This is a genomic window from Pseudoalteromonas sp. NEC-BIFX-2020_002 (assembly GCF_013002825.1).
GTDB lineage: Bacteria > Pseudomonadota > Gammaproteobacteria > Enterobacterales > Alteromonadaceae > Pseudoalteromonas > Pseudoalteromonas neustonica.
On sequence record NZ_JABEPJ010000002.1, the window covers coordinates 444382 to 459529 of the forward strand.

Consider the following 15148-nt stretch of genomic DNA (forward strand, 5'->3'; position numbering starts at 1 on the left):
TAACGAAATATTACCAAATTAGCGCTAACTAAACACCCAAAACTCTTTGATATAACGCTTTTTAACAATTTCATATTTTGCTTCTCGGTTATCCACGTTATCATTACACTTTATTATTTGAGGCTTAAAAATGGCACGTTTTTTTTATTCGCTTGTTCTTTACCTACTAAGCCCACTTATTGTTTTTTACGTCTATATACTGCGCGGTAGAAAAAATTCCGCCTATCGTGATCATTTTATGGAGCGCTTTGGTTTTATAAACGCTAATCTCTCCACTAATCCTCCTGTTATGATTCACTGTGCGTCAGTAGGTGAAGTACTTGCCGCATCGCCTCTCATTAAAAAATTACAACAGCAATTACCAAACACGCCTTTACTTATTACGTGTAATACACCGACTGGCAGAGAGCAAATAAAGAATAATTTTAATTCATCGGTGCACCTATCTTACTTACCGATGGATTTTCCATGCGCAACAGCCCGTTTTTTAAAACGTACGAAGCCCGCCATGCTGTGTATTTTAGAAACCGAGCTTTGGCCTAATTTAATGGCTCAGTGTAAGCAACAAGGTATTCCCGTACTTGTACTCAATGCTCGCCTTTCAGAAAAATCACTGCAAGGTTATCAAAAGGTTGCTCCATTAAGTAAAGCTATCATGGACTCAATAACCGCTTTAGCAAGCCACAACCAAGATGATGCAAACCGTTTTATTAAACTGGGCTTAAATGCAGAATATATTCATATCACTGGTTCTATTAAGTTTGATATTAGCCCAACAATCGAGCAATTAGATAAGGTAAAACACTTAAAAAAGCAATACAACAACCAGCGCTTCATTTGGGTGGCAGGCTCAACGCATCCTATAGAGCATGCGTTAATTTTGAATGCTCATAAACAGCTTTTAAAGCACTCCCCAGATGCATTGCTGGTTATTGCACCACGCCACCCAGAGCAGTTTGATAAAGTAGCTACATTACTTGAAGACTCAGCATTGAGCTTCAGCCGCCGTAGTAACAATGACTACCAGGGCGAACACGTACTTCTTGCTGATACTCTAGGTGAACTACAGTGTTTATACGGTATGGCTGATATAAGTTATATTGGCGGTAGTTTAATTGAGCGCGGCGGGCATAACCCGCTCGAATCTGCCGCTTTTTCAGTTGGCGCTTTAACTGGCCCTCATACTTATAACTTTAATCATGTTTACCCTGAGCTAATTGCACTGGGTGGCGCTAAAAAAATCACGAGTACCGAGGAATTAAGCCAGCAACTTATTACACTTTGTCAGCAACCTTTACTTTGTATACAGCTAGGCGAACGCGCTGCACAGTGTGTTGCAAATAACCAAGGTGCTATCGCTAAGACTACCGCTATCATTAATGAACATTTAGAGCCACGTAATGACTGAATTAATAAACCTAAGTTTACCAGAGCAACAAACCCGCGAGTGGGTTTCAAGCGTCATTGTTAAATACAATTTTTGCCCATTTGCCCGTAAAGAAGTTGAGAGTAACTGCATACATTATCAAACAAGTAATGCCATTAGCATTGATGATGCTGTTATGGAAATGATTGAGCAATGTATTGAACTCGATCAGCTGCCTGAGCGTGAAACTACATTGCTCATGTTTGAACAAGGTTTTACTGATTTTGAAGAATTTTTAGATCTCGTTGATTTAGCTAATGCGCTGTTAGTCGCTCAAGGGTTTGAAGGTAAATACCAAATAGCGAACTTTCACCCTGACTATGTATTTGCAGACAGTGATGATAGCGACGCAGCCAATTATACTAACCGCGCGCCCTTCCCAACCTTACATTTAATTCGCGAGGCGAGTATGAGTGCCGCGTTAGATGAGTACAACGAGCCTGAGTCAATTCCAGAGCACAACATTAACCTAGCACGTCGTAAAGGTATCGATTTTTGGCAAACCTTATTAGAGAACTGTAAAAAACCGAGCATGTGAGCTCGGTTTTTAATGCCCTTAAGTAATCACTGAGTTTATTTTTTAACCCATTCACCATTAACTTCAACGAAGTGCCCTGCTCGGGTTTTTTCAATCGTTTTTGCAGCTGCCAACGCCTCTACTTGCGCAAGTGATAGATTGTTCTTTTTAGCGAGTTTTAAATACTGCGCTTTACGCTTTGCATTAATTTCATCAACGACTGTTTTAGCTTCAGCGTTTTGAACTACTAATCCTAAATAACCAGAGCTATCTTCACCGACTAAGCCTTGGCTTTTTGCATCATCTAAACTAATAGCCCATGCAGAGAACGACAAACAAGCGGCACTCAAAAGTGTGATAAAATTTAGCTTTTTATTTTTAAATATACTCATCATTGCTCCTTAGAATAATTCACTGTCATCACTAAATAAACTGTCGAGTTCTTTATCAACTTTAACGCGAATTTCATGATCAACTTTCACATTTAAGTTAATTGTTATTGGTTCTTTAGCTGCCACTTCAACGCGGTGTGTGCACGCGCTTAGTAGCCCCAACGCCGATATAATTACTAACCATCTAGTCATTCTTGCTTCCTTTTGTTGAATACTCTTGTTCAACTTTTTGCGTAATTTCGTCACTTAAACGCAAGGCTCTGAGTAAAGTAAAAACGTTCTCTTCATGATTGTAGTTAAAGTTAACTTGTTGCGCTTGCTGTTGATTATAACCTTGTAAGTTTACTCCCAAAGTCATCCAACCATCAGGCTTTAAATTAACACTGCTATTAATTTTTTTAATGTCCAAATCTTCCAGCAAGCCCAGTACTGGGCCAAGTTCTTGCTGCTGGTCTTTAACCGCATTGAATGCTGCGTTATCTGTGATCAGCAACTTTGCTGTTCCTTTATTGACAAGTTCACCGCCTCGCACTTCAATGCCTGCGTCAGTAAAGTAAACAGGTAGTTGACCTGCGACTCTACCTGTTAAACTGATCCCCGATTTTTCATCAAGTGTGATCAGCTTACTTGCGTCGATATTATCAAACTTAACCAACGCTTGTTGGGGTTGATTTGTTAAACGATACTCATCAAGTAAAAAATGCCCACCCATAACATTGCCAGAGACATTTAAAAGCGCAGGCACGCTTTCCTGAACTTGCCAATACCCATTAAGTTGCTCAACAACTGCGCCTGCACGTAATTCATTTAGCTCAAATGTAGTAGGTTCAACATTAAGCTGCCCTGAATCATACCGCCCCGTAAATTGAGTATTTAGCTGCTTAGCAAGGTAGTCTGTGTACAAACCACTAACACCCGTAACCTGTAAGGAGATATCTGCCTGCTGCAGGTTTATATCGCCAGTAATACGCCCGCTGATAGTCCCATCAGTTAAGGTTGCTAACGGTTCAAACTGATGAAGCAGCGGATTAAGCTTAGTCACTAATTGATCCGATATTATAACTTCAAAAGGGTGAGCAGTACTGCTCATATTATGGCTGGCAACTAACTCGATGCCGTCTATAAATATGTGATGTGACGCTTGTAAAGCTCTACTTTGCAAACCTTGTGAACTAATGCGAATGTTTTTAAATTTGAACTCGTCACTTTGCAACATGGCCAACTTAGTTTCACTGGTTAAATCAAAAAACAGCTCCCCAACAGATAAACTTCCCGCTGCGGTTAACTGATTAGTAAGTTGAGTCAGTTTAATACTCCCTACTTTAACGATATCTAACTTACTTGATAAACTCGCTGTTAAATACTGATCACTTTGCAACTTAGCTTTAAATGTAGCGTGGTAATTATCAAGGCGGATATCGTCCACTTTTAGTTGCGCTAGCGCCAGCTCTGCTGATAACTCAACTTTGGGTTGTTCGCCCAATGCGTTACTTATTAAAAAATGCCCTTGCGTATTCACTTTTTGTAAATCAACAGCGATAAAATCAGGTAGCGTAGCCATTTTTAATTGGAAATTACCATCAACATGATTGTTGCTAGTATTCGCGGCTATTTTCAATTGGGTAATATCATCGCTGGTAAATAGTAAATCCACTTGTGCTGATAGAGTCTCCAAGGCGCTATTGATGTCCACAGCTAACTGCTGAATACGCATCTGTACGTGTGACTCTCCCTGCAAAGTTAGTTCATTCGCTGTCAATTGAGTGCCTTGCAGAGTGATTTTTTTGGGTAAAGTTAATTGCCAACTTAACGGTATTTGGTCAGCGATAAATTGCTGCTGCGCAGGATTAGTAATAACACCGTTTAAACCTTGTAAGCACTCGTTTTTAACATTGAATGTGCTTGTTAATTGCTGAGCATTTACATTTATTAATTTAGTATTTAAGTGATAGTAACTACTTACATCGCCGTTACTTTTAACGGTCATCGGACAACTATCAATGACAGAGGAGAAACCAGCATCTAGCTTAGACTTTAACTTCAACTCAATACCATCAAAAGTAAAACTATGTTGACTCGTGAAATTAAGGCCTGCGAGTGAATTTGCTGTTGTCGCTTTCATTTTAGTTAGTAGCGTATCATTAAGCTCAATATGCCCCGATACTTTAGTCTTTGTTATTTTAACATCCGCTTTTACGTCACCAGCTACAAAAAACTCATTGATCACTGACTCATTAATACTGAGAGTTAACGGTTTTTGTAACTGAGCTTGCGTGATCTCTAATCGGTTTATATGTAATAACGGGCGACTTTGCGGTAACGCCAATACAAGCTTTTTAGCTGTTGATGACTCTGTTGAAGTATCAGAATTTGAGAGTATTAAATTCGCACGGTCAATCGTAATGTATTGGGTATTTACTGTAATATCTGCTAACTCTAACTGTTGCCCTTGATAAATCACACATGCCCGTTGCACGTGTAAATCTAATTTAGTCGTTAATGACCAGTCTAAGCAATGCAGCTCGACGCCAGAGCCACTCAATGTTGGCGCTATAAAATGTAAAGTGATCGGCATACGAAAAACATAGCCAAGTGTGATCACACTCATCAATAAAACTAATAACCCCCAACCAACACGCTTTAGCATATTATCCTTAAAATAGTCACGTTGACCTTTGTACAAGTTAAACAAAAAAGGCTGCACAATGCAGCCTTTTATTTTATCGCTAAAGTATGAACCTAGCTTGTATAAATGTAAATTAACCTACATTTTTACGTGCGTTACGGAACATACGCATCCACGGGCTATCTTCTTTCCACTCATCTGGGTGCCAAGAGTTAGCAACAGCACGGAAAACACGCTCAGGATGCGGCATCATTACTGTTGCACGACCATCCGCTGATGTGATACCTGTAATACCTTCTGGCGAGCCATTCGGGTTGTTAGGGTATTGCGTTGTTGGTTTACCGTGGTTATCAACAAACTTCACTGCCACAGTACCAGACTCAAGCGCCGCTTTAACAGCTGCATCGTTTGCAAATTCAGCATGACCTTCACCGTGTGAAACAGCGATTGGCATACGAGAACCAGCCATGCCATTAAAGAATACAGACGGATTTTCTTGCACTTCGACTAAGCTAAAACGTGCTTCAAAACGCTCTGATTTATTAGTCACAAAACGTGGCCAATGCTCAGTACCAGGGATCAATTCTTTAAGTGTTGATAGCATCTGACAACCATTACATACACCTAAGCTAAATGAGTCTTGACGCTCAAAGAAGCTTTGGAACTGATCGCGTGCCATATCATTAAACAAGATTGATTTAGCCCAACCTTCACCAGCGCCGAGTACATCACCGTAAGAGAAACCACCACATGCCACTAAACCTTTAAACTCTTCAAGACTTAAACGCCCTTCAAGAATGTCGCTCATGTGTACATCAACGGCTGCAAAACCAGCACGGTTAAACGCTGCTGCCATCTCTAAATGCGAGTTAACACCTTGCTCGCGCAAAATGGCCATTTTAGGCTTAGCGCCTGTAGCAATATAGGGTGCTGCAACATCTTCGTTTAAGTCAAAGTTAAGTTTAACGTTAAGGCCCGGGTCTGTTGCGTCAAATTTGGCATCAAATTCTTGCTTAGCGCAATCAGGGTTATCACGGCGTGCTTGCATTTGGTACGTTGTTTCAGCCCAAATAGTACGTAATTCTGTACGCGTATTACTTAATACAGCGTTGCCACCTCGATTAAATACCACGGTATCATCTTTGTTTAGCGTACCAATCTCATGACTGATTGCAGTAATACCATGCTCTGCAAATACCGCATTCACAGCAGCTAAATCACTATTAGCTACTTGAATAACAGCACCAAGCTCTTCGTTGTAAAGCGCTTCGATATCTGAACCTGTTAAACCGTCAAGGTTTACAGTAACGCCGGTGTGACCCGCAAATGCCATTTCAGCTACAGTGGTAAATAAACCACCGTCTGAACGGTCATGATAAGCAAGTAGCTTGCTATCGGCGACTAGCGCTTGCATTGCATTGTAGAAGCCTTTTAATAACTCAGGGCTATCAACATCAGGTGTTACATCACCCAATTGCTTATAAACTTGCGCAAGGCTTGATGCGCCCATACGATTTTTACCCGCGCCTAAGTCAACTAAGATAAGTGACGTTTCGCCTTTATCTGTACGTAGTTGCGGAGTAACCGTTTTACGCACATCATCAACACGGCCAAATGCAGTGATTATCAATGATAATGGTGCGGTTACTGATTTTTGCTCACCACTTTCATCCCATTGGGTTTTCATCGACATAGAGTCTTTACCCACTGGAATTGTTAAGCCAAGCGCAGGACAAAGTTCTTCGCCCACAGCTTTGACTGCTTCATACAAACCAGCATCTTCACCTGGGTGACCTGCTGCAGCCATCCAGTTTGCTGAAAGCTTAATGTTTTCAAGGCTACCGATATTAGCACACGCAATATTAGTTAATGACTCAGCCACAGCTAAACGTGCTGATGCACCGTAGTTAAGTAATGCCGCTGGTGTGCGCTCACCAAGTGACATAGCTTCACCATGGTAAGTATCATATGTAGCAGCTGTCACTGCACAGTTAGCCACTGGTACTTGCCACGGACCAACCATTTGGTCGCGTGCTACTAGACCTGTTACTGAGCGGTCGCCAATGGTAATTAAGAACGTTTTTTCAGCAATCGCTGGCAAACGTAATAAACGTGTTGCCGCTTCACTTACATCAATACTTGTTGTGTCTAGTGCTTGACCTACAACTTGCTTTGATTGTGCTTCACGGTGCATTTTAGGTGCTTTACCTAGTAATACATCTAATGGTAAATCAACTGGGTTATTATCAAAATGACTGTCAGCAACAGTTAAATGACGCTCTTCAGTGGCTTCACCAATCACGGCATACTGTGCACGTTCGCGCTTACAAATAGCTTCAAAACGGTCAAAGTTTTCAACGCCTACAGCAAGTACATAGCGCTCTTGAGATTCGTTACACCAAATTTCATGTGGTGCCATGCCCGGCTCATCATTCGGAATATCACGTAACTGGAATTTACCACCACGGCCACCGTCATTTACAAGTTCAGGGAATGCATTCGATAAACCGCCTGCGCCCACATCATGGATAAACGCGATTGGGTTATCATCACCTAACTGCCAACACTTATCGATTACTTCTTGGCAACGGCGTTCCATTTCTGGATTTTCACGTTGTACTGAAGCAAAATCTAAATCTTCATTTGATTGGCCTGACGCCATTGATGAAGCAGCACCGCCACCTAAACCAATGTTCATCGCAGGGCCACCGAGTGCAATCAGCTTAGCGCCAACAGGGATTTCACCTTTTTGCACATGATCAGTACGAATATTACCTAAACCACCAGCCAGCATAATAGGCTTATGGTAACCACGTACCTCTAGACCATTATGACTTGTCACTTCTTCTTCATAGGTACGGAAGTAACCAACTAAGTTTGGACGACCAAATTCATTATTAAACGCAGCGCCACCTAATGGCCCCTCTGTCATAATGTCTAGCGCAGTAACGATACGCGCAGGTTTACCAAAATCAGTTTCCCACGGTTGCTCGTAACCAGGGATACGTAAGTTAGATACAGTAAAGCCAACTAAACCCGCTTTAGGCTTAGAGCCGCGACCCGTTGCGCCTTCATCACGAATTTCACCACCAGACCCCGTTGCTGCACCAGAGAATGGGGCTATTGCTGTTGGGTGATTGTGCGTTTCAACTTTCATCAGGATTTCAATATTCTCTTGATGATACGCGTATTCGCCTTCAACATTTGGGAAGAAACGACCTGCTTTAGAACCTTTCATTACTGCTGCGTTATCTTTATAAGCAGATAACACGTTTTCAGGGTTAAGCTCATAAGTGTTCTTAATCATCTTAAACAGTGATTTTGGCTGTACTACACCATCAATAGTCCAATCTGCATTAAATATTTTATGACGACAATGCTCTGAGTTTGCTTGTGCAAACATAAATAATTCGATGTCGTTCGGGTTACGCCCTAACTTTTGGAAGTTTTCTACCAAATAATCAATTTCATCATCAGCAAGCGCAAAACCTTGCTCAACGTTTGCTTTAGCAAGTGCTTCACGTCCACCACCTAAAATGTCAACCGATGACATTTGGCTCGGTGCGTCGGTACGGAACAACTTAGCAGCGTCATCAAATGCGCTATGCGTTGCCTCAGTCATACGATCGTGTAATAAAGCGGCAGTTTGGTTTAATTGTTCGGCGTTTAAATCGCCTTCAACATAATAAGCAATGCCACGCTCAACACGGTGTACTTGAGTTAACCCACAATTATGTGCAATATCCGTCGCTTTTGAAGCCCATGGCGAGATTGTGCCAGGACGAGGTGTTACTAACACCAATGTTCCTGCTGGTGTATGTTCGGCAATCGTTGGACCATAGGTAAGTAACTTCTCAAGCTTAATTTGCTCGTCACTTGAAAGCTCTGCAGTTAGATCTGCAAAGTGTGCATACTCAGCGTATACATTAGTGACTGGAAGTTGCGCCTGTTGGCAACGGGCTAAAATTTTCTGAACTCTAAAATCGGAAAGTGCTGGTGCACCACGAAGGATCAACATAGGTATTTTCATCCGGGGTTAGGGATTGAACGATATTTTAGACGGCCATTATAGTTCAAATAGGGTTCATATTTAACTCAAAATTACACTTTTCATCAAATTATCTTCTAAATTTTATACTACAGGGAATAAACGCAATAAAACCAATCGCCAAGTGACGTCATCACTTAGTTTTGATATAAGTGTATTATTGGATTTAAGGGGCTCGCTATGTTCAAACAAAAGCTAATTACAATCATTACGTTAGTAATGTTTTTGTGTGCATGCGATATGCAGCAGCAACAATCTCAACTCAGCCAGATAAAAACTCAAAATAAAATCAGAGTAGGCACCCTCGCGGGCGCAAGTAACTATTACCAAGCAGTCCAAGGTGAGCAAGGCTTTGAATACGAACTTGCGCAAGAGTTTGCTAATCACCTTGGTGTTGAACTGGAAATGGTGCCGTTTTTTAATTTATCAGATATGTTCTCACGCCTTGATAGTGGTGATTTAGATTTAATAGCCTCTGGTTTAACCTATAATAAAGTCAGAGCCCAAGACTATCGATTTGGTCCAACCTACCGCACAATAAGTCAAAAGCTTGTTTATAAACAAGGTCGAGTTCGCCCACGTGACTTTGATGATCTAACAGGTAACCTAACTGTCCTTTCAAAAAGTAGCCATTCATTAGCATTGCAGCAGATAAAAAACACGCACCCAGATATTAGTTGGCAAGAAACTGAAGATCTTGATGAAGAAGAGCTATTACAAGCAGTGATAGATGGCGAAATAGATTACACACTTGCAGATTCTCATACGCTTTCACTATTTCGACGTTACCACCCCAATCTAAGTATTGGTTTTTCTGTTACTCGCAACGATCCTATTGCGTGGTTATTGCGTAAAGATGGTGATGATTCCTTATATGCGTTAATGGTGCCATTTTTTGGTGATGCCAAACAAAACAATCAACTATATGTTTTAGAAGAGAAATACTTTGGTCATGTACGTCAGTTCAATTATGTGAATACGCTTGCCTATATAGAGGCAATTAAAGAAACACTCCCTAAATATCAACCTTGGTTTGAGCAATATGCTGGCAGCCTAGATTGGCGCTTATTAGCGGCTTTAAGCTATCAAGAGTCCATGTGGAATCCACGAGCGAGGTCGCCGACAGGTGTGCGCGGTATTATGATGCTAACGCGTAATACAGCAAAACAAGTGGGTGTAACTAACCGCCTAGCGCCAGAGCAAAATATAAAAGGAGGCTCTGAGTACTTAGCTAAACTTGTAAAAAGAATTCCAGATAGAGTTCCACAACCTGATCGTACTTGGTTGGCTTTAGCCTCATACAATATTGGTTGGGGTCATGTAAATGATGCCCGCATAATAACGGAGCAACAAGGCGCCAGCCCTGATAAATGGGCTGATGTGAAAAAACGATTGCCGCTACTCATTAAAAAGCGTTATTACCGAAAAACCAAGTATGGCTATTCTCGCGGTGATGTTGCAGTTAAGTATGTAGACAATATTCGTCGCTATTATGATGCGTTAGTTTGGTTGGATGAAAATAATGCGATTAATGAAGCACCAATACTGCTAGCTCCTACAGATCTAAATAATGACAAGGCGGAACCTAAAAAAGATCAAATAAAAGCACCTGCAATGACTAAAAGTAAGCAATAAAGTAGAGCATAGTGCGACTCACACAACTTTAAATAAGATAAAACAGTACAAACTAAAATATCTATTTACTTGTCACCAAATGATCACTAATGTGTAGTATCAAGTATATAATTAAATTATATCTTTCTCACTCTCACATTTTCAGGGGAAACCATGCTGAAACGTCGTCGCACACATTCGTTTAAACGGAATGTTATTTATTCATCATCTACCCGTCGCAGAATAATGCTGCGTAACCTGCAGAAAAAAGTAATTTGGCGTCGTAGAATGTTTGCCATGCAACAAATGGCGGAATTAAACGTTGCAGCCCCTGTAGGTTAAACCTTCAGGTCTCGCAATGCCTGCTTTGCAGCTTTTATTTCTCCTCGGCGACGTTTAAAAAAATCTGAAATGGTTTGACCGCATAAATCACTTAATACCCCAGCTTCAACTTCAACTTGATGGTTTAATCTACAATCTTGCAATAAGTTCATTATAGAGCCGGCAGATCCTGTTTTTTCATCCGCCGCACCAAATACCAAACGCTTAATCCGACTGTGTACCAATAATCCTGCACACATAGAGCAAGGCTCTAAGGTTACGTATAACGTACAGTCAATAAGGCGATAATTATTAAGCACCTTACCGCCTTCACGTATCGCAATCATTTCAGCATGTGCTGAAGGATCATTATCTGTAATAGATCGATTATAACCAGCAGCAATAAACTGGTTGTCTTTGACCAGCACCGCACCGACGGGAATTTCATTTAGCTGCTCAGCTTTTTTTGCGAACTCTAAGGCCTGTGTCATCCAGTATTGGTCGTTCAATAGCTCACTCATTAACTTAATCTTTTGCTAATTATTGTTTAATTATACTCATTTAGAGATATAAAATCATAACCATACTGATTAGTGATAAAAATAAAACAAATTAAAACCGCTTTAGCATGGCTCATACAGTGCAACTTGCGATATAATCCCTCGCTTTTTTTATTTAGCTCACAACACACGGGTAGCAAATGAAATTTCCTGGACGCCGCAGGCATAAACATTATTTTCCAGTGGAAGCAAAAGATCCACTTACTAATCAACTCAATGCCAGTGATAGGTTGCACCGCAGCTACATCACAGGTATAGATCAAATCGTAGTTGATATAGAAGCTAAAGTCGATCAAGCTTTCCTAGACGAATTTCAACTGCGCCGAGGTATGTCGCAGGTTATTGATAATGACATAACCAATGCATTATATGATCGTTTAAAACTCAACGACATGATCGATTATGAGTTTGCCGGTGGTACCATTGGCAATACCATGCACAACTACTCAGTACTAGCAGATGATCGCTCTGTACTGTTGGGCGTGATGAGCGAAAATATTAAAATTGGTAGCTACGCCTATCGTTTTTTATGCAACACCTCAAGTCGCGTAGATCTAGATTATCTGCAACCTGTAGATGGTCCAATCGGTCGTTGTTTCACACTCATTGACGATACTGGTGAACGTACCTTTGCGATCAGCGCAGGTTTAATGAATCATTTACGTCCTGAATCAATCGATCAAAACCTCATCGAAAACTCATCTGCGTTAGTGATAAGTGCTTACCTTATGCGTACACAAGGCAATGAAACTATGACCGAAGCTACAATGCAAGCGGTCAAATATGCCAATGATGCCGACGTACCGGTAGTACTTACATTAGGGACTAAATTCTTAATCGAACAAGACCCTACTTGGTGGGCGAACTTTGTCGATAAGCACGTTGATATTTTGGCAATGAATGAGGAAGAAGGGCTTGCAATAACAGGCTTTGAAGACCCTCTGCTCGCCGCAGATAAAGCACTTGATTGGGTCGATTTAGTGATCTGTACCGCAGGTGAGAAAGGCTTATTTATGGCGGGCTATATCGATGAGCAGTTTAAACGAGAAACTGAGTACCCATTATTACCTGGCGCAATACCAGATTTCAATCGCTATGAATTTTCTCGTGCTATGCGCAAAGTTGACTGTCAACAGCCTACCCGTGCATATAGCCACACAGCACCATTTATGGGTGGCCCAGACTCGATTAAAAATACCAATGGTGCAGGTGATTGCGCATTAGCAGCCGTATTACATGACTTATCTGCAAATGTTTATCATAAACTCAATGTAGGTAATTCAGCTAAGCACCAACAACCAGCAATGACTTACTCATCATTATCACAAATAAGTAAGTATGCTAACCGAGCTAGCTTTGAAGTATTGGTTCAGCACTCCCCTCGTCTATCTCGTGGCTTACCGGAGCGAGAAGATTGCCTTGAACAAGTTTATTGGGAACAATAGCCCCCTTGGTATTTATTTAAAATATAGAGATATCAAGCTTATTAGATAGCAGCTCCAATGCTGCTATTCCCGCAACAGAATTACCAAATGAATTTAACCCAGGGGACCACACAGCCACTGTAAATTTATTAGGTAAAACGGCTAAAATTGTTCCTGACACACCTGACTTACCAGGCATTCCAACCCTATAACCAAAGTCCCCAGCTGCATCATATAAGCCACTCGTAAACAACAATGAATTTAGTTGCTTACTCTGAAGGCTAGAAAGGACTTGGCGGTTTGAAGTATTATCAACCCCCTTATTTGCTAAAAAATTATACGCTTTAGCTAGTTCAATGCAGTTTAACTCTATCGCACAAAAGTTAAAGTATGCCCACAATACATCATCAACTTCATTATTAAAGTTACCAAAGGACTTCATCAAATGCCCCATCGCGGCATTACGGTGACGAAACTCATACTCAGAGCTAGCAACTTTTTTATCGATACGAATCATTTTATTTCCTGATAAAGCTCTAAACGCTTCTAACATGGAATGCATCGGTGCCGATAATCGACTATATAGCGCATCACAGGTCACGATCGCACCTGCATTAATAAAAGGGTTACGTGGTATACCTTTTTCAAACTCAAGCTGCGTTAGCGAGTTAAATGCAGTTCCTGATGGCTCTTTACCTACTCTCTCCCATAACTCGTCACCATAGCGTTGTAACGCTAGCGTTAAAGTCATCACTTTGGAGACTGATTGAATTGTAAAACGTTTGGAGCAATCACCAGCACAGAATGTCTGACCGTCAGTTGTGTAAATCGCAATTGAAAATTGATTAGCATCCACTTCAGCTAACGCAGGAATATAATCAGCAACTTTACCCTGTGAGAGTAATGGCTGTACATCTGCGGTGATGTCATTTAATACTTGTTGATAATCAGAGGTAGGCAATTTGACCCTCACTGGAATTGTAAAGAGAGATAAAATTCTATCATGTTAACTTCAAACGAGGTAACTTTGTTACTCTAATTGTAAATTTCACAAAGAAAAAGTTCTTCAAAATTAAAAAGCTACATCACCCTTCATCCTGTTATAGGGTATATCTCTGATGTAATACCAATCAGCGTAGATATGGGGTCTATTTAATGACAAGAAAATTGCGCTATAACTAGACAAAAATTTTTATATCTAGTTGTTCTAAATAAAAAATCTTTAACGACATTATAGTCTTGATTTAATTCGTTAAATTGTTCAAATATTTATGCAGATTGGTATAATAACCTTCCTTTCAATTCTCTCGTGTTCGGCCGCAATCCCTCATGCTACGACTGATACCAATCGTGTTAAGTTAATGACCATTTATAGCGAAAGATAAATACAGTGATAACAAGGCAGATATTTTGACATGGTGTTGTTCTCGGCAATTGCTCCTGCATTGCTCTACCTCCTGCATACATGCAGTCGTACATGAAAAATTACTAACGCAGTTAGCGCTTTATTTAGTCCGCTAGAATGGTTAAATATTTAAGCCGATTAGTATGAGTCTGTTTATTTTTTAATTGACCGGTTGCATCACTTTCTTCCAAACGAAAAAAAGCCGCTTCATCTCTGAAGCGGCTTTCTCTAATTTAAATCCTGGCGATGACCTACTTTCACATAACAAATGCTACACTATCATCGGCGCTGTTTCGTTTCACTACTGAGTTCGGCATGGGATCAGGTGGGTCCAAAACGCTATTGTCACCAAGAAAATTCTTTTCTATTTTCTTATTTTTATATTTGCGCAATGCGACTTTTAATTTGGAGCCTGGCGATGACCTACTTTCACATAACAAATGCTACACTATCATCGGCGCTGTTTCGTTTCACTACTGAGTTCGGCATGGGATCAGGTGGGTCCAAAACGCTATTGTCACCAAGCAAATTGGGTGTCAGTTCGTATCTCTACGCACTAACTAAAATTTGAAAATGCTGATAATTGTCTTCTTACACCTTCAAGCTTATCGCTTAAAACTGCCAGTAAATCTACTTTAGTTGTCGCGATAAATCACGACCTACAATCTTAACTTCTGCGCTTAAACAGTCACATAAAACGCGTTTGGCGTTGTATGGTTAAGCCTCACGGGTAATTAGTACAAGTTAGCTTAACATATCACTATGCTTCCACACCTTGCCTATCAACGTTGTAGTCTCCAACGGCCCTTCAGAGA

The 15148-nt window shown here is 40.7% G+C and carries 10 protein-coding genes and 3 rRNA genes; 4 read left to right on the forward strand and 9 right to left on the reverse strand.

Translation table 11 applies throughout. The features are described 5' to 3' along the window. Positions 1-130: 130 nt before the first annotated feature. Together waaA and HJP15_RS04230 are read left to right on the forward strand one after the other, a co-directional pair. Complete coding sequence (gene waaA, locus HJP15_RS04225; protein ID WP_170173128.1) at positions 131-1408, forward strand: lipid IV(A) 3-deoxy-D-manno-octulosonic acid transferase; 1278 nt, start codon at positions 131-133, stop codon at positions 1406-1408. Continuing rightward, positions 1401-1964: a DUF1415 domain-containing protein gene (locus HJP15_RS04230; protein WP_170173129.1), complete on the forward strand. Its 564-nt coding sequence runs from the start codon at positions 1401-1403 to the stop codon at positions 1962-1964. The genes waaA and HJP15_RS04230 overlap by 8 nt, the downstream gene beginning before the upstream one ends. A gap of 35 nt (positions 1965-1999) precedes the next feature. On the opposite strand, the gene HJP15_RS04235 is transcribed toward HJP15_RS04230, so the two are convergent. From HJP15_RS04235 to purL, 4 genes are all read right to left on the reverse strand, one after another. Further along, a complete protein-coding gene (locus HJP15_RS04235; RefSeq protein ID WP_054204368.1) occupies positions 2000-2335 on the reverse strand; it encodes a YdbL family probable chaperone protein in 336 nt (111 codons plus the stop codon). A 9-nt stretch (positions 2336-2344) separates the two neighbouring features. After that, positions 2345-2527, reverse strand: coding sequence for a YnbE family lipoprotein (locus HJP15_RS04240; protein ID WP_054204369.1), 183 nt, complete (start codon positions 2525-2527; stop codon positions 2345-2347). Further along, positions 2520-4982: an intermembrane phospholipid transport YdbH family protein gene (locus HJP15_RS04245; protein ID WP_170173130.1), complete on the reverse strand. Its 2463-nt coding sequence runs from the start codon at positions 4980-4982 to the stop codon at positions 2520-2522. Before HJP15_RS04245 ends, HJP15_RS04240 begins: the two co-directional genes overlap by 8 nt. Before the next feature lie 112 nt (positions 4983-5094). After that, the gene (purL, locus tag HJP15_RS04250; protein WP_170173131.1) at positions 5095-8979 is read right to left on the reverse strand and encodes a phosphoribosylformylglycinamidine synthase; all 3885 of its coding nucleotides are present in this window, start codon (positions 8977-8979) and stop codon (positions 5095-5097) included. Between the two features lie 210 nt (positions 8980-9189). On the opposite strand from purL, the gene mltF reads away from it, so the two are divergent. After that, positions 9190-10644, forward strand: a complete 1455-nt coding sequence (mltF, locus tag HJP15_RS04255; RefSeq protein ID WP_249365785.1) for a membrane-bound lytic murein transglycosylase MltF — start codon at positions 9190-9192, stop codon at positions 10642-10644. A 317-nt stretch (positions 10645-10961) separates the two neighbouring features. Here mltF and tadA read toward each other — a convergent pair whose 3' ends face one another. Beyond that, entirely contained in the window at positions 10962-11465 is a 504-nt protein-coding gene (gene tadA / locus HJP15_RS04260; protein WP_054204372.1) for a tRNA adenosine(34) deaminase TadA, read from the reverse strand. Between the two features lie 179 nt (positions 11466-11644). Between tadA and HJP15_RS04265 the strand changes: the two genes are divergently transcribed. Beyond that, a complete protein-coding gene (locus tag HJP15_RS04265; protein ID WP_054204373.1) occupies positions 11645-12949 on the forward strand; it encodes an inosine/guanosine kinase in 1305 nt (434 codons plus the stop codon). A 16-nt stretch (positions 12950-12965) separates the two neighbouring features. Here the strand turns inward: HJP15_RS04265 and glsB are convergent, their stop codons facing one another. The 4 genes from glsB to HJP15_RS04285 form a co-directional block, all read right to left on the reverse strand. Then, a complete protein-coding gene (gene glsB / locus HJP15_RS04270) occupies positions 12966-13889 on the reverse strand; it encodes a glutaminase B (RefSeq protein WP_170173132.1) in 924 nt (307 codons plus the stop codon). Positions 13890-14571: 682 nt separating this feature from the next. Further along, positions 14572-14686: ribosomal RNA gene (rrf, locus tag HJP15_RS04275) — 5S ribosomal RNA — on the reverse strand. A 57-nt stretch (positions 14687-14743) separates the two neighbouring features. After that, positions 14744-14858: ribosomal RNA gene (gene rrf, locus HJP15_RS04280) — 5S ribosomal RNA — on the reverse strand. Between the two features lie 188 nt (positions 14859-15046). Next, a 23S ribosomal RNA gene (locus HJP15_RS04285) occupies positions 15047-15148 on the reverse strand; the annotation flags it as partial.